This window comes from Paraburkholderia sp. CI3, assembly GCF_050436505.1.
GTDB classification, from domain to species: domain Bacteria; phylum Pseudomonadota; class Gammaproteobacteria; order Burkholderiales; family Burkholderiaceae; genus Paraburkholderia; species Paraburkholderia tuberum.
In genome coordinates this window covers 1,481,497-1,496,812 of the sequence record NZ_JBNDMI010000003.1, presented here as the reverse complement: position 1 = coordinate 1,496,812, position 15,316 = coordinate 1,481,497, and the positions used below count along the sequence as shown (strand labels likewise).

Below are 15,316 nucleotides of genomic sequence, written 5' to 3'. Positions count from 1 at the left end.
GCGACCGACACACATCCCCGCCTGAAGCGAAATCAGCAAGCACCGGGTGCATGCCCAAGTACCGGTTGGTCTTTCGAAACGCGCTGCTACCATTAGGCTGTGTTGTGCGGTATGGCGGCCTTCGCGCCTTGCCTGGTCGCAACAACCTGCGTTCCGCGACAACGACTTTCCACGAACCATGTTTCGGGAGGGTTCATGTTGCGTCATTCATCCAGACTGGCGATCCAGTCGCCCCCAACCCCACGCAATGGGCTGTGCTTTACGCTGGCGTATGCCGGCGCGGCACTCATCGCGCCTCGGTCGCGGCCTTCCGCGTGGAAGCGTGTTCTGCGCCCGCTGCCGCTTGCGCTATGGGTGCCGCTCGCGCTCACCGCGTGGTGCGTGTCGATGGCCCACGCGGCCGGACCGCTGCCGCAGGGCGGCGCCTTCGTCCGGGGCCAGGGCGCGATGACGAGCGGCACCACTTCGCTAAGGATCGACCAGTCCTCGTCCCGCGGCGTGATCGACTGGCACAGCTTCTCGATCGGCAACGGCAACACCGTCGCCTTCAACAACGGGTCGGGCGCAACACTGAACCGTGTCACGGGCGGCGATCCGTCATCGATTCTCGGCAAGCTCACCGCCACCGGCAGCCTCTACCTGATCAATCCGCAAGGCATCGTCGTGGGGCCCTCGGGCGTTGTCAGCACGGGCGGACGTTTCCTCGCGTCCACCCTGGATATCTGCAACGACGCCTTCATCAACGGCGGCGATGCACTGACGCTGTCGGGCAAGTCGGACGCGAGCGTGATCAACCTCGGCAGGATCAGCTCCAGCGGCGGCGATGTGTTCCTGATCGCGCGTCAGGCAGTCGTCAACGCGGGCACGGTAAAAGCGCCCAGCGGCACGGTGGAACTGGCGGCTGGCGAGACGGTGCTGTTGCAGGACTCGGCCAACAGCAGGCAGGTGTTCGTGCAGGCAGGCAGTCACGGCACCGTCGTCAACGAGGGGCGCATCAAGGCCGCGCAGGTCAGTCTTCAGGCTGCCGATGGCAACGTCTATGCGCTCGCAGGCAGCGGCACCCGGATCCGCGCGACGGGCACGGCCACCCGGGATGGCCACGTCTGGCTGATCGCGGACAGCGGCCTCGTCAGGCAGCAAGGCAAGATCGCGGCAACGAATGCCGACGGCAGCGGCGGAACGGTCGACACGCAGGCGGCGCAGCTGGCGTTCGGCAGGCACGCAGCCGTTCACGCCGGGCAGTGGAATCTTTCAACGCCTGCTTTCACGATCGATGATGCTACGGCACGGACGTTGCAGCGCAGTCTGAGCGCGGGCACCTCGGTCGATGTCACGACCACCGGTGGCAACGGCGCAACGGGCGAACTGGGCATCGCTTCGAGCCTGCGCTGGCAGGGCCCGGCTTCGCTCACGCTAGAGGCATATCGCAATGTCTCAGTCACGAGCGGCACGACGATCACAAACGACGGCGCGGGCAATCTGACCTTGCGCGCCGACACTACGGGCGTCGACAACGGTGGCAGCGTCTCCAACCTTGGCACCGTGGACTGGTCGAAGAGCACCGGCATCGTGAGCCTTCTCTACGACATGAACGGCCGCTACAGCCCCGGCACGCTGCTCGGCAACGCTTCGTGGACCGCCCCGGTCTACAGCGGGCTGGTCACCCAAATCACCGGCTATAAGCTCGTCAATTCGCTGACCGATCTGCAGAACATATCGCTCGACCTCGCCGGCAACTACGCGCTCGGCAAGGATATCGACGCAAGTGCGACGAATGTCGCTTCCAATCCCTCCGGCGGCGTCGAGTTCGTCTCGCTGGGCAGCGCAGCGACCCCGTTCACGGGACAGTTCGATGGCATGGGACACGTCATCGCCCAGTTCAGTCAGGATGAGTTTCACCTGCCGTCAGGGGCCCGGTCGAGCGGCCTGTTCGGCGAGATCGGGACTGCTGGCGTGGTACGCAACGTCGGCATGACGAATAGCCGGCTCACGGCCTTCCAGGACGCTGACTTCAACGATCCCATTACCATCACCTACGGGATCCTGGCGGGCCGCAACCTGGGCTTGATCACCTACGCGTACACGACCGGCAGCCGCTCCGCCCCCCACTATGGCAACGTTCCGATCGGCGGCCTGGTGGGCATGAACGACGGTCTTATCGAGCGCTCGTGGAGCAGCGCTTCCGTGGGCGACGCGGGCGAGGCAGGCGGGCTCGTCGGTATCAACGTCGGACGGATCGTTCAGTCGTTCGCAACCGGCATTGTCAGCACCGACATATTCGGCGTGCCGGGCGGCCTCGTCGGCGTGAACAGCGGTACGGTGTCGCAATCCTATGCAACGGGCTCCTCGTATGGCGAGCTGAGCGCGGGCGGCCTCGTGGTTAGCAATACCGGCGTGATCGAGCAGTCGTTCGCGACGGGGCTGGTTCAAGGCTATTGCTGCATCCCGCCGGGCAACCCCAGCAGTTTCGGCGGCATCGCAGCGTATAACCAGCCGGCCGCCAACGGGACGATCGCAACGAACGTCTACTGGGACAAACAGACGACGAACCAACCCGTCAGCGCCGGGACCGGCGACCAGTTGCCCGCGTCGAACGGCCTCACCACTGCTCAGATGAGCAACCCGGCCAGCTTCGACGCATCGTGGGACTTCAGCCCGACCGGCGTGTGGGTCATGCCGGCCGGCGCGACCCATCCGATCCTGCGCTGGCAACTGGCCCAGTAGGCGCTGCTGAGAACCCGCGGCCTGCACGAGCAGGGCTCCGCCGCGTCACCTGCCCACACGCGCCGCGGCACACTCACAGCCATGTGAATGAGGGCAGACGTCGAATAACCTTTAGCGCGTGCAGCCAACCGACGTCAGGCACAGGTCGTTGCAAACCGGCCAGTTCTCGACGGAGAAGGATCGTTAAATTCGGTGCCCGCATTGGTCGAATGCTGTTTTTTTGAGGATACTGCGCCGACACTTTTTATCTGGATCGTGCGGACCGCCATCACCTACATCGACTGCATTTCGCTGGCGCCTGGGGCCTGGGACCTGGGGCCTCAATCAGCATCAGGTCGAAATCGGCTCACCTAATCCTGGCCCGCTTGCAAGTGTCGAGCGAGTGCATGCGCGCAGCTCGCCGTTGCAGTTCGAGCCGGATCGATTCTTTGGGAGACGGTGCGGAAGCAGGAGGGATATCGTCCCTTGATATCAACTCCATATGGTCTATATACAAGCAGAGTGATTGTTGAAACCGGCAAGGAATTGGGAATGGACGACGCTACTTTCGGGGAGCAATTAGCTCCAAATGGAGACGCCGGGCTGCCTTGGTCAAGCAGCATCACGGTGGCGATGCGTGTGAACGGCCAGCCGCGGGCCGCTACGGTGAACCCGCGCGTCACGCTGCTGGACTGGTTGCGCGAAGACTCGGGTCTCAGCGGCGCCAAGAAGGGCTGTAATGAAGGCGCATGCGGCACCTGCACCGTGCTGGTCGACGGCAAGCGGATGAACAGCTGTCTGACGCTCGTCGTGCAATGTGACGGCTGCGAGGTCACGACTGTCGAAGGTCTGGCCGCCTCCGACGGGACGCTGCATCCGGTACAGCAGGCATTTATCGAGCACGATGCCTTTCAGTGTGGCTATTGCACGCCCGGGCAAATCGTCTCCGCGGTCGCCTGCATCGCTGAAGGGCACGCGACCGATGAGGCGAGCGTTCGCGAATGGATGAGCGGCAATCTGTGCCGCTGCTCTTGCTATCCGCAGATCGCGGCGGCCGTGCTCGATGCCGCCGGCGCGGCCGGGCACGAACGATGAAAAACTTCGAATACGCGCGTGGCGCAACCGCGCAACAGGTAGTCGCGTCGTTGGCGGCGGGCAACGTGGCGATCATCGCGGGCGGTACGGAGCTGCTCAACTGGATGCGGCTCGGCATCGCAGCGCCCGATCGCGTCATCGATGTCGGTGGACTCACAGGTCTCGTTCGTATTGTGCGCGAGCGTGACGATCTGGTGATCGGCGCGCTGACGGACCTGAACGTGATCGGTGAAGACGCGCTCGTCGGCGCCCACGCGAGCGCGCTGGCTCAAGCCTGTCTGCTCGCCGCCTCGGCGCAGGTGCGCAACCGCGCGACGCTCGGCGGCAATGTGATGCAAAAGACGCGATGCGCTTATTTTCGTTCGGAAGCGCCGTTGCCATGGGGCTGCAACAAGCGCAATCCCGGGTCGGGCTGCCCCGCGCGCAATGGCATCAACGAACGGCATGCAATTTTTGGCTGGACCGATGCATGCGTCGCGGTTCAACCGTCCGATCCGGCTGTGGCACTGGCTTGTCTGGATGCGACAGCTGAGGTCATCGGGCCGAACGGCGGTCGAATGATCAAGATGACGGAGTTCCACCTGACGCAGCAGGAAGCGGCCGGCATGGGCGGCGATGCCGCCCGGCTCGAGACGAGACTGGCTGCCGACGAAGTGATCGTCTCCTTTCACATACCCATCCGCGCGGACGCACGATCGGCCTACGTAAAAGTCCGCGAGCGCGCCAGCTACGAATATGCGCTGGTCTCGGCAGCCGCATCCGTGGAGCTCGATCGGGATCGCATTGTGTCGGCGCGCATTGCACTTGGCTCGGTGGCGCAACGTCCGTGGCGCCTTCCAGCCGCGGAGGTGTCGCTGGCCGGGCAGGCGCCGACCAAGGAAGTGGTCACGCCGATTGTCGACGCGGCAATGAGCGACGCCCGGCCGCTCGCTCACAATGGCTACAAGGTGACGATGGCGCGCAATGCCGCGGTGCGTGCGTTACTGACGGCAGCAGGGCGATCATGAGCATCGGCACGGCGGTCTCCCGCGTGGAAGGCCAGGCGAAGGTCACGGGACAGGCGAAATTCGCGGCTGACAACACGCCGCCCGGCACGCTTCATGCGGCGTTGGTCGGCGCGCCCGTTGCGTCGGGCCGGCTGATCGACGTGGATGCCACCGCGGCACTTACCTTACCGGGTGTGGTGCGGGTGCTTACCGCGCACGATATGCCGCGATTCGGTGCGGTTCAGCCGCCAGCGGCGGTGCTCGCGCTGCCGTTGCAAAACGACGCGATTCGGTACGAAGGCGAGCCGGTCGCAATCGTGCTTGCGGAATCCATCGAGGCGGCGGAAGCCGGCCGCGATGCCGTGCTTGTCCGTTGCGAGCGCGACGACCCCATCCTTCCCGGCGCCGCGACGCCCGAGCCGCCGCCCGAGCCACGCATGCTCGGCGACGATCTGGAGATGGGCGACGTCGATGCGATTTTCGGAACTGCACACGCAAGCGTGGCGGCGACGTATATTCAAGCCGCGCGTCACCACAATGCGATGGAGACATCGGGCACCGTTGCGCGATTCGAGCACGGCAAGCTCACGCTGTGGGATGCGGTTCAGGCGAGCGAGAATGTGCCGCTTGTCGTAGCCGCGGCACTCGGCATGAGGCCGGACGACATTCACGTGATCGCACCGCACACGGGCGGCGGGTTCGGCTCGAAGGGATATGTGTGGCCGCACCAGATTCTTGCCGCCGCCGCGGCACGCGTCGCGGGGCGGCCCGTGAAGCTTCATCTGCGGCGTCACGACCAGTTCGTCTGCGTCGGCTATCAGCCGTGGGTGAAACAGGACATCAAGCTTGCGGCAACGGCAGACGGCCGGCTCAGCGCCATCGATCACGAAATCGTCAATTCGAGCGCGATTGCGGACACGCATCTGGAGCCCGCAAGCGAAGCAAGCAAGACGCTTTATGCGTCGCCCGCCATTCGCACCAAGCAGTGGCTGGAGCGGCGCAACATCAACGTGCCCACGCCAATGCGCGCGCCGGTGGAAGGTCCGGGGCTATGGGCGCTCGAAAGCGCGATGGACGAACTCGCCGTGGCGCTGAAGATCGACCCGCTCGATCTACGACTGGCGAACTACGCCGAGGTCGATCCGCATACGAACAAGCCCTGGTCGTCAAAAAAGCTTCGCGAGGCGTATGAGGAAGGCGCGCGGCTTTATGGCTGGCGCACGCGCGGCGAGACGCCACGACGAGACGGAGCGTGGCGCATCGGACATGGGATGGCGACGAGCTCAATGGGCAATTTCCGCTTTCCCGGCGGGGCGCGCGTGCGCCTGAGGTCCGACGGCACGGCGCTGATCGAGGCGAACACGCACGATATCGGCACCGGCACGCAGACGGTCTTTTGCCAGATCGCGGCCGAAGAGCTGGGCTTGCCGATCGAGAACGTGTCGATTGTGTGGGGCGATACCAACCTTCACCCGGCGAGTCCCGTCTATGGATCGAGCGCCACGGGCAGCACGGGAAGCGCGATCGCACTGGCTTGCCGGGAAATCAACGCGAAGCTCGATGCGCTCGGCGGGAAAGACGTTCGCGCGAGCCTGCGGCGGGCTAATCTACCGGAGATGGTCGCGGACGGTGCGTTCACGCTTCCGGGTGGCGCCAGCTTCAGCGCGGACGGCGACGGTACGCCATACGCGATGCGGACGTGGGGTGCGATCTTTGTCGAAGTAGGCGTCGATCCCGAGCTTGGCCTCGTGCGCTTGCGCCGGGCGGTGGGTGCCTATTCCGCGGGCCGGATTATCAATCCGAAAACGGCGCGAAGCCAGATGACGGGCGCGATCATCTGGGGTTGGGGCAAGGCGACGATGGAACAAAGCGTGCAGGAGCCCAATACCGGTGGCTGGCTCGCGAAGAATCTGTCGAACGTGGCGGTCCCGGTGAATGCGGACATTCCGCTCGATATCAAGATCCACTTCGTCAGTGAGTATGATCCGCATGCAAGTGCGATCGGTACCCGCGGCATCGGAGAACTCGGCGCGACCGGCGTGGATGCCGCAGTGGCCGCAGCCGTCTACGACGCCATTGGCTTGCGTGTGCGCGACCTGCCCATTTTGCCGGGCAAGATACTGGCAGGCCTTTCGGGTCAGCACGCCGCTGCGGGATAGCAATGCGGCTCGGTCGTGAGTTGAGTGCTCAGGACGGACGGCACCGCAGTTTTGCGCGGATATTTTCAGTTAAGCGAAAGATGATCATCGAGTCATTTTTTGCTTAACTTGTCACAACCCCGCACACACCGAAACCCCGCATACACATACTGGTAATGCGGCTGAAACCAGTTGCGAAATTCCGGCCGCAGCATGCACAGCGCGGTACGCGCCGAGCCGCCCTTCAGCACGTAGTGCTGCCCATCGAAGAAGTTGGCCGAATAGCCGGGATAGAACGGAAACGCTTCGAAGCCCGGCAGCGCTTCGAAAAGCGTCGAGGTCCATTCCCAGCCGTTGCCGAACTGACCTTCCGCGCCGAACGTGCTGACGTTGTCCGGATGCGCGTCGACGGGCCGTGGATCCCAACTGCGGAAATCGAAGTTCCCCCATGCCGCTTGCGGCGCACCGTGCGCCGCGCGTTGCCATTGCGCCTCGGTCGGCAGGGTTTTGCCGGCCCAGCGCGCGTAGGCGCTCGCTTCGGCGTGGCTCACGTAGACGGGCCAGTCGAGCGGCAAGGGCACGTCGTCGAACATCGTGCGCAGCGTCCATGCGGGGCGACCGTCTTGCGCCGTGCGTTGCGACCAGCCAGCGGGATGCTCGATGCGCTCCGCTTCCTTCCATGCCCAGTCCTTCGGCGACCACCACTTCGGCTCGCGATAACCGCCGTCTTCGATGAACTCGAGGAACGCACCGTTCGTGACCATGTATCGATCGATCTCGAACGCGGGCACGTCCACGCTCATTTCGCCGAACTCATTATCCCAGCCGAAGCGGCCGGCCTCGCGCGGCATGCCGAGCACGGCCGTGCCGGCCGGCACGCTGACCATCGACGACAACGCGTCGCGCTGCTCATCGCTCGTCACCACCGGCTCGCGCAACGCGGTGTTCTTCTGCGCGAGAGGCAACTGATGGAGCATGTACGCGAGCGTTTCCGCATGCATCAACCGATGCTCGATCGCGACGTTCAGCAGCTGCACGGCCGCCTCGTCGTGCGCCGGGCTGCCGAGTTCGTCGAGCGCGGTGTCGATCTGCCGGCGCGCGCGCGTCGCATACTCGCGCACGGCGGCGAGCGACGGCCAATCGCCGGGTTGATCGGTGGGAAAGCCGCCGTCTACCGGATCGATGCCGAAGGCGAACAACTGGTCGAGTTCCGGCGCGAAAGCCGGCAGATCGAACAGACGCTGGTCGAGCAGATTGCGATCGAACGCTTCGAGATGGCCGATGTAGAACACGACGCGGTGACGTTCGCGGATCGGCCGTTCATAGAGGTGGTCGGGTTTGACGATCGCAAACAGGTCGTCGGTGACTTGACGCGCGTCGAGCAGGCGCTGCACGAGCGGACGATGCGGGACAGGGTCGCGATTCATTGGGGCCGGGTCTCCATGCAACACGGTTGCCGTGGGGGGGGGGACGGTCTGAAAACTCTACCCGCTCGCAGGCGGCGTGCCAAGACTAACAGCGCGACCGTCCAGGCCACTCTGGCCGCTAGATCTGCCGCAAGCCTTCGAGATCGACGATGTGAATGTGCTTGCCCCGCGTGTCGATCAGGCCGCGTTTTTGAAATCTTGACAGGGTACGGCTGACCGTTTCGAGCGTCATGCCGAGGTAGCTGCCCATGTCCTCGCGCGTCATTCGCAGATTGAATTCCGACCACGAGTAGCCGCGCTGCGCATTGCGCTGTGACACGTCCAGCAGGAAGGCGGCGACGCGTTCGTCGGCGGACAGCGAGCCGAGCACCATCATCTGCGCGGCTTCGCTGACGATCTGCGCGCCCAGTAGCTTGTGCATGCGCTCCTGGATCGAACTGATTTCGCGACACAGCAGCTTCAGCGCGCTATAGGGAACGATGCACACCGTGCTGTCTTCCAGCGCGACGGCGCTGCACGCATGGAGGTCCGCGCTGATGCCGTCGAGCCCGAGCGGCTCGCCGGCCAGACGCAGCCCGGTGACCTGCTCGCGGCCGTCGCGGTGGACCATCACAGTCTTCATCGAGCCGGAGCGCACCGCGTAGATATTGTCGAAGCGGTCGCCGCTGCGATACAGCGCTTCGCCGCGCGGCACCGAGCGCGCCGAACAGATCAGCGTTTCGAGCTTCGGCAGTTCCTCCGCCGACAGCCCCTGCGGCATGCAGATCTCACGCATCGAACAGCTGGAGCAGCGCGCGGCGGTACGTGCGGCTGCGCGTGCCGCCACGGCCTCGCGGTTGCCGGCGGAGCGGGTCGAGGAACGGGTCACAGCAGTAGGATTGAGCATGTTCGATTATTGGTAGTGGTGAAATTGTCCCACCCGCTATGACCCGCAACTGGCGGCAAAGTGACACGTTCGCTGCTCGGCAGTCCGAGCAACGGCGGTGCTCTGACGAAGGTGAGAAGGTGAGCCGCCGCGGCCTATATCGACGTCGCCCGTCGACGGGTAGCGTGGCTCGATTCCGGCAAGGCAGGGCGTGGCGTGCCGCCCTGCGCCTGATGAAAGAGTCAGGCGGGTTCCTTGTCGGTGCCCGCGGCGGACGGTACCAGCAGAACCGGAAGAGTGGCCTGGCGCACGCAGCGTTCAGCGACGCTGCCGAGAATCAGCCGCTGAAAGCCACGCCGGCCGTGCGTGCCCATCACGAGCAGGTCGGCGTTGAATTCGGCGGCGGCCTGCAGCACGATCTCGGCGACATCGCCGAGCGACGAAGCCTCGGAGACCGCCGGGTTGCCCTTCACACCTTGCTCGGCCATCACTTTCGAAAACTCGGCACGCAGCTCCTGGCCTTCCTCGATCAGGCGGTTGCGCAGGATCGACGGGTCGTAGCCGGGCGCCTCGAAGTACATCGGCGTGTTTTCGACGACATAAAATGGCCGCAACACCGCGCCATTCGATTTGGCGAGATCGAGCGCCGCTTCGAACGCACGGCGCGAGGTATTGCTGCCGTCGACCGCTACAAGGATGCGTGTGTACATATCGGCTCCGCGTCAAAAATGCGTCTGCCACATTGCTAGCCGCGGCAGGTTTATTGATCTTTTATACCAATGAAGCTTAGATGATTGCCGGAAAAGATGCACCGGACCAGGATGTAAATCAAACATTTGCCAAATATTCCGGCGCGGCGCGGACAAAATGGCGGGCGCGGCGGCGTGCGCGAAGCGGCCTGGCATGCTTGCAACCCGTAAAGCTTTGCTGAAGCCGAAACAGGGTTGGCCTTACAATCAAGCCATATTCAGACAAGCTGGCCAGTCCGCTGATGAACGATCGAAAAACCAAGGGCTTACCCGAGCAGATCTACGGCGACATTCTCAACCGCATCCTCGAAGGCGAGTACAAGGAAGGCGAGCGATTGCCGACCGAGCACGCGCTGGCGGAGCGTTTCGCCACGTCCCGACCGACCGTGCGCGAAGCGCTCGCGCGATTGCGGGCCGACGGCATCATCTCGACGCGGCACGGCTCTGGCACGACCGTCGCGCGGCGCCCCGATCCGGACGTACGCCGCTTCGCGCCGCTCGAAACGCTGTCCGATATCCGCCGCTGCTATGAGTTTCGCATCGTGACCGAGGCGGGCGCGGCCGCGCAGGCAGCGCTGAAGGCCGACGCCGACGACATCGCCGCGATCCAGCACGCGTGGGACGAGCTCGAGCGCATCATCGAGGCGCAGGGGATCGGCGCGAAGGATGACTTCCTGTTTCATCAGGCGGTCGCGCGCGCGTCGAAGAATCCGTTTTTCATCACGGTGATGTCGTTCATCGAGGAACAGATTCTGTTCAGCATGAACCTGTCGCGCAATCTGTCGCTCGTCAAGACGGTGGAGCGGCAGCGGCTGGTGCAGGCCGAACACATGGCGGTGCTCGACGCAATCCGCCGCAAGGACGCGGCGGGCGCGGGGGCCGCAATGCGCGCGCATCTCGAGAACGCGCTGGAGCGGATGTTCGGTTCCTGAGTCCGCGCGTGGGTGAAGGCGTCGCGACTTTTGTCAGGCCGCGCTTCGGCGCGGCTCAAGCAGCGACGGCGACCGGCCCGAACAGCGAGGTCAGCGTTTTCGCGCTCACCGCGACGTCGAGCGCGACGGCCCGCTCGATGCCAATCTGCAGCGGCGGCCCGAGCCGGCTGATGTCGAGGCCGGCACGGCGCAGCATGCGCTCAATCGGCGTGGTGGTCACCGTGACGTAATGCGTGATGCCCATGCGCTGCGCGAAGCGCATCACTTCCTGAATTGCGCGGATTGTCATATCCGTGAAACCAAACGACTGTTCCTCACCGCCGGTTTCGATCGCCCAGCGGCTCAGTTCCCAGATATGTCGCCCGACCGGCGCGGCCGCGCCATGCAGTAGCTGCGGGAAGGTGTCTTTCAGCATGTTCGGACCTTCGGTCGGCATCAGGCGCCAACAGCCGCGCAACCGTTCGTCTTCGCCCTGAATCAGCATGTAGTACGGCCCGAGCGCGTCGTAGCCGTCTATCTCCATTCCCGCGATGGTCGGAATTTCCCAGCCGAGCCGGCCGTGAAAGACACGGGCGCGCAAGCGGTACATCTCGTTGATCAGTTCGTTGTCGAATTCCTGCCGGAGTCCAATTCGGATCGTGGTTTGCATGACGTTCTCCTGTACGCGTTGGGGGGCTGCCAGATACGCAGGAAAACTTATGCATTCTGAATCTTTGCGCCACCTACCTACCTGGATAGGTGTGGATGCTTATCGGGTATATCAGAATTCAGACTCGTCTCCGCCCCCAACCTACAAGGGTCCAAAATGGAACTCCTCGACAATCACTGGCAACCGCAAACCCACCTCCAGGCGCGTCCTTCGGAGGTCTCTTCGGCAGTGGATCGGGTTCTGATCATTGCCTATCGGAAGAAGAAAAAAGAGAGCCAGCGCCGTTTCTGGGCTCGCTTCGGCGTCACGCAATCGCGCGGCAGCCGCTTCGAGTCGGGCGCGGAGATCCCGGCGCCGGTGTCGATCCTGCTGGGTCTGTACTTCATGAAGACCGTGTCGGACGCCGATCTGGGTCGCGCCGAGCGTGTGATGTACAGCCGCGACGCGGCCGCGCTGCTCAACCCGGGTCAATAAGCCCAAGCTGCGCCGCGATCACGGCTGCCGCACGCCGCGAATTCACGCCGAATTTCGCCCTGATGTTTTTCATATGGAAGTTCACCACCGCTTCCGAGCAACTCAGGATGTGAGATATCTCCCACGTGGATTTGCCGCGTGCGGTCCATTTCAGACATTCTCGCTCGCGCGGCGTGAGCTTCGGCATCAAGGTCTGCGCATGTGAATTCAGATGCTGTTTGCTGGTGTCGATCACCAGGTCGCGCAACAGCACGAGGTTCGGCAACGCGGCGTTCACATGGCGTCTGAACCCGTCTGACGGCTTGTCGTCATTGACGAAGCACATCATGCCGGCTTCCTGATTCGGCCCATGAATTGGCAGCGTCACGCCCGCGCCGAGGCCGTACGAGCGAGCTTCCTCATACAGGGATTGCTGCGCCGGGCTGGCGAAAATCTCAGGCGTCCAGACCAGCGGCGATGAGCGTGACAGGCAGTGTGCGACCGTCGGATCGATATGCACCATGCCTTGCTCGTCGTACGTCTGGCGCCATGCCGGTGCGTAAGTGCTGCGCAGGTAAGCGTCCTCGAGACGCATGGTTGGCCGCGGCAGCATCGCGACCAGAATCTTGTCGAAGCCCCACGTTTCGGCAAAGCCCGTAATCACGCCGAACCATTCCGCCTCGTCGGCGGCGTCCAGTAGCGGTGCCATCTGCTCGATAAAGTGTAGCGACAATTTTTGGGCTCTCTCAGGCTCGCAAACATCCCGTTCGCGGTTATTGGCAGACAAACTTCGGTCCGCTCTTTTGGTCCGCATAATCTATCACTAAAAACTCGAACGCAATGCGCCGGTGCTCCGCGGGGTAAACGATAGCCGCCACGTGATAGCAACGCCGGCGTCGCCTATTATTATGCTGATTGAAATAAATCTTTAACCCGGCCGGGCTTCTCGGGTGCGCGGCGCGGCTAATCGGCATCCGGCGACAGATTTTAATATGTTTCGTTGACAGCATTATTTCGTCGCGCTTTAAAATAAATCGCATTTACTCGATTATCCGGGAAAGCGGGTTATTGCTCGCCGTGTCCTTGTTGCCCAAAAAAAAGCCTGCGCCGATTCCGCTGGCTGCGGGCCCGCTTCATTGTTATACAAAAGGAAATTTCGTGATCGGCTCCCGCGCAATTCGCCGCCGACGGCATGCTGGGCGATCGTCACGCGCAGGTTGTTTGACAACATTGCGATGCCGATGCTACCGTGAAACCTCCGCCTAGCGCGTTTCCGCGTCAACCATCATGAACGAATCACCGCTTAGCGACGGCGAGTTCGCCGCGTCGGTCATGGCCGTGCCGCCGCTCGCGCGCCGGGCCGACTACACGCTCGACCCTGCCCAGAATCTCGCGCTGATCCGCCATATCGAAGCGGGCGGCGTACGCACGCTGCTGTATGGCGGCAATGCGAACCTCTATCACGTCGCGGTCAGCGAATACCGCGAGCTGCTGGACCTGCTCGCCGAGGCCGCGGGTCCCGGGACACGGGTGATTCCGGCGCTGGGTCCCGACTACGGCAAGATGCTCGATCAGGCGCGCATCCTTGCGCAGACGCGTTACCGCACGGCGATGGTGCTGCCGCTCGGCGGCTTCACGACGCCCGAGGGCGTCGAGACGGGCCTCACGCGGATCGCCGACATGGCCGGCATGCCGCTCACGCTGTATATCAAGAGCGAAAACTACGTCGCTGTCGATACGCTCGCGCGGCTCGTCGAGCGTGGGACGCTGAGCGCGGTCAAGTATGCGATCCCGCGCGACAACCCCGCTGACGATCCGTATCTGCGCCGGCTGTTGCAACGCGTGCCGGCCGCGAAGATCGTATCGGGCATGGGCGAGCGGCCGGCGCTCGTGCATCTGCGCGAGTTCGGGCTCGCAGCGTGGACGACCGGAAGCGGCTGTATCGCGCCGAGCATGGTGATGGCGCTGCTGCGCGCGGTGCAAAGCGGCCGGAGCGCCGATAGCGCTGGTAGCGCCGATCACGACACCGCCCAACGTCTGCACGATGCGTTCATGCCGCTCGAAACGCTGCGCAACGACATCTCACTGATCCGCGTGCTGCACGATGCAATCACGTTCACGGGCCTCGCCGACATGGGGCCGCTGCAGCCGCTGCTCAGTTCGACACCGCGCGAGCATCATGCGAAGATCGCGCAGACCGCGCGCACGCTGCTCGCTCTCGAGCGCGAGTTCGCGCCCACCCAATCGAACCGCTCCGACACGCAGACAACCCCATGACCGATCACAGCCGACGCTATCCCGATCCCTCCATCCGTGTGTTCGATCCGCGCTTCAAGTCGTTGATCATCGCGTCGGCGTCGGTCGAATGCTTGCATCAGGGCACGCGCTGGTCGGAGGGGCCGGTGTGGTTCGGCGATGGCCGCTATCTGCTGTGGAGCGACATTCCGAACGACCGCATCCTGCGCTGGGACGAAACGACGGGCGCGGTCAGCACGTTCCGTCAATCGTCGAACAATGCGAACGGCCATACGCGCGATCGCGAAGGGCGTCTCGTCAGTTGCGAGCACCTGACGCGGCGTGTGACGCGCACCGAGTACGACGGCTCGATCACCGTGCTCGCCGATCGCTATCAGGGCAAGCGCTTCAATTCGCCGAACGACGTGGTCGTCAAATCGGACGGCTCGATCTGGTTTACCGACCCGACCTTCGGCATCGAAGGTTTCTATGAGGGCGAGCAGCAGCAGTCCGAGCTGAAGGCGTGCGTGTATCGGATCGACGGCCAGTCGGGCGAGGTGTCGATGGTCATCGACGACGTGCTCGCCCCGAACGGTCTCGCGTTCTCGCCGGACGAATCGCTGTTGTACGTGGTCCAATCGCGCGGCGAGCCGCGCAAGATCCGCGTATTCGATGTCGAGGCCAATGGCAAAGGCACGACGCTGTCGAACAACCGCGTGCTGATCGACGCGGGGCCGGGCACCCCGGACGGTTTTCGTGTCGACACGCATGGCAACTTGTGGTGCGGGTGGGGCATGGGCACCGACGAGCTCGACGGCGTGCGCGTGTTCAGCCCGCAAGGCGAGCCGCTCGGCCACATCGCATTGCCAGAGCGTTGCGCGAACGTTTGCTTCGGCGGACGGCATCGCAACCGTCTGTTCATGGCGGCGAGCCACGGGTTGTATTCGCTGTTCGTCAATACGCAGGGCGTGCGCGGAGGTTGAGCAGTTGTCCGCTAACCAGACAACATGTATTGCTACCGCGGCGAGGACTCGGGTTTGCCCTTAACCCGCGGTGCCGGGCATTGAACGACAAGGATTTCAGG

13 protein-coding genes are annotated in these 15,316 nt (G+C 63.8%); 8 read left to right on the top strand and 5 right to left on the bottom strand.

The window, feature by feature from the left end:
• The first annotated feature begins 387 nt into the window (after positions 1 to 387).
• The 4 genes from OKW29_RS15540 to OKW29_RS15525 all read left to right on the top strand — a co-directional run bounded on the left by OKW29_RS15540 (position 388) and on the right by OKW29_RS15525 (position 6,943).
• The gene (locus OKW29_RS15540) at positions 388 to 2,724 is read left to right on the top strand and encodes a filamentous hemagglutinin N-terminal domain-containing protein (protein WP_429292511.1); all 2,337 of its coding nucleotides are present in this window, start codon (positions 388 to 390) and stop codon (positions 2,722 to 2,724) included.
• A gap of 531 nt (positions 2,725 to 3,255) precedes the next feature.
• Positions 3,256 to 3,798 carry a (2Fe-2S)-binding protein gene (locus tag OKW29_RS15535; RefSeq protein ID WP_184046427.1) on the top strand — a complete coding sequence of 181 codons (543 nt, stop codon included), beginning with the start codon at positions 3,256 to 3,258 and terminating at the stop codon, positions 3,796 to 3,798.
• Positions 3,795 to 4,805 (top strand): FAD binding domain-containing protein, encoded by a 1,011-nt coding sequence (locus OKW29_RS15530; protein WP_429291662.1) that lies wholly within the window; start codon positions 3,795 to 3,797, stop codon positions 4,803 to 4,805. The genes OKW29_RS15535 and OKW29_RS15530 overlap by 4 nt, the downstream gene beginning before the upstream one ends.
• The gene (locus OKW29_RS15525) at positions 4,802 to 6,943 is read left to right on the top strand and encodes a xanthine dehydrogenase family protein molybdopterin-binding subunit (RefSeq protein WP_429291661.1); all 2,142 of its coding nucleotides are present in this window, start codon (positions 4,802 to 4,804) and stop codon (positions 6,941 to 6,943) included. The genes OKW29_RS15530 and OKW29_RS15525 overlap by 4 nt, the downstream gene beginning before the upstream one ends.
• A gap of 92 nt (positions 6,944 to 7,035) precedes the next feature.
• On the opposite strand, the gene OKW29_RS15520 is transcribed toward OKW29_RS15525, so the two are convergent.
• The 3 genes from OKW29_RS15520 to OKW29_RS15510 form a co-directional block, all read right to left on the bottom strand.
• The gene (locus OKW29_RS15520) at positions 7,036 to 8,349 is read right to left on the bottom strand and encodes an SUMF1/EgtB/PvdO family nonheme iron enzyme (RefSeq protein ID WP_429291660.1); all 1,314 of its coding nucleotides are present in this window, start codon (positions 8,347 to 8,349) and stop codon (positions 7,036 to 7,038) included.
• A gap of 118 nt (positions 8,350 to 8,467) precedes the next feature.
• Positions 8,468 to 9,235 carry a helix-turn-helix domain-containing protein gene (locus OKW29_RS15515; protein ID WP_184024790.1) on the bottom strand — a complete coding sequence of 256 codons (768 nt, stop codon included), beginning with the start codon at positions 9,233 to 9,235 and terminating at the stop codon, positions 8,468 to 8,470.
• 221 nt (positions 9,236 to 9,456) lie between these two features.
• Positions 9,457 to 9,924 carry a universal stress protein gene (locus OKW29_RS15510; protein WP_429291659.1) on the bottom strand — a complete coding sequence of 156 codons (468 nt, stop codon included), beginning with the start codon at positions 9,922 to 9,924 and terminating at the stop codon, positions 9,457 to 9,459.
• A gap of 281 nt (positions 9,925 to 10,205) precedes the next feature.
• On the opposite strand from OKW29_RS15510, the gene OKW29_RS15505 reads away from it, so the two are divergent.
• A complete protein-coding gene (locus OKW29_RS15505; protein WP_184063300.1) occupies positions 10,206 to 10,895 on the top strand; it encodes a FadR/GntR family transcriptional regulator in 690 nt (229 codons plus the stop codon).
• A gap of 55 nt (positions 10,896 to 10,950) precedes the next feature.
• On the opposite strand, the gene OKW29_RS15500 is transcribed toward OKW29_RS15505, so the two are convergent.
• Complete coding sequence (locus OKW29_RS15500) at positions 10,951 to 11,544, bottom strand: acyl-homoserine-lactone synthase (RefSeq protein ID WP_090807325.1); 594 nt, start codon at positions 11,542 to 11,544, stop codon at positions 10,951 to 10,953.
• A 156-nt stretch (positions 11,545 to 11,700) separates the two neighbouring features.
• Here OKW29_RS15500 and OKW29_RS15495 point away from each other — a divergent pair, with 156 nt between their 5' ends.
• Positions 11,701 to 12,018 (top strand): hypothetical protein, encoded by a 318-nt coding sequence (locus OKW29_RS15495; protein ID WP_013092374.1) that lies wholly within the window; start codon positions 11,701 to 11,703, stop codon positions 12,016 to 12,018.
• Here OKW29_RS15495 and OKW29_RS15490 read toward each other — a convergent pair.
• Positions 12,002 to 12,706, bottom strand: a complete 705-nt coding sequence (locus OKW29_RS15490; RefSeq protein ID WP_429291658.1) for a helix-turn-helix transcriptional regulator — start codon at positions 12,704 to 12,706, stop codon at positions 12,002 to 12,004. The genes OKW29_RS15495 and OKW29_RS15490 overlap by 17 nt on opposite strands.
• Before the next feature lie 578 nt (positions 12,707 to 13,284).
• Here OKW29_RS15490 and OKW29_RS15485 point away from each other — a divergent pair.
• Positions 13,285 to 14,274, top strand: a complete 990-nt coding sequence (locus OKW29_RS15485) for a dihydrodipicolinate synthase family protein (protein ID WP_429291657.1) — start codon at positions 13,285 to 13,287, stop codon at positions 14,272 to 14,274.
• Entirely contained in the window at positions 14,271 to 15,215 is a 945-nt protein-coding gene (locus tag OKW29_RS15480) for an SMP-30/gluconolactonase/LRE family protein (protein ID WP_184063290.1), read from the top strand. Before OKW29_RS15485 ends, OKW29_RS15480 begins: the two co-directional genes overlap by 4 nt.
• The last annotated feature ends 101 nt before the right edge of the window (positions 15,216 to 15,316 follow it).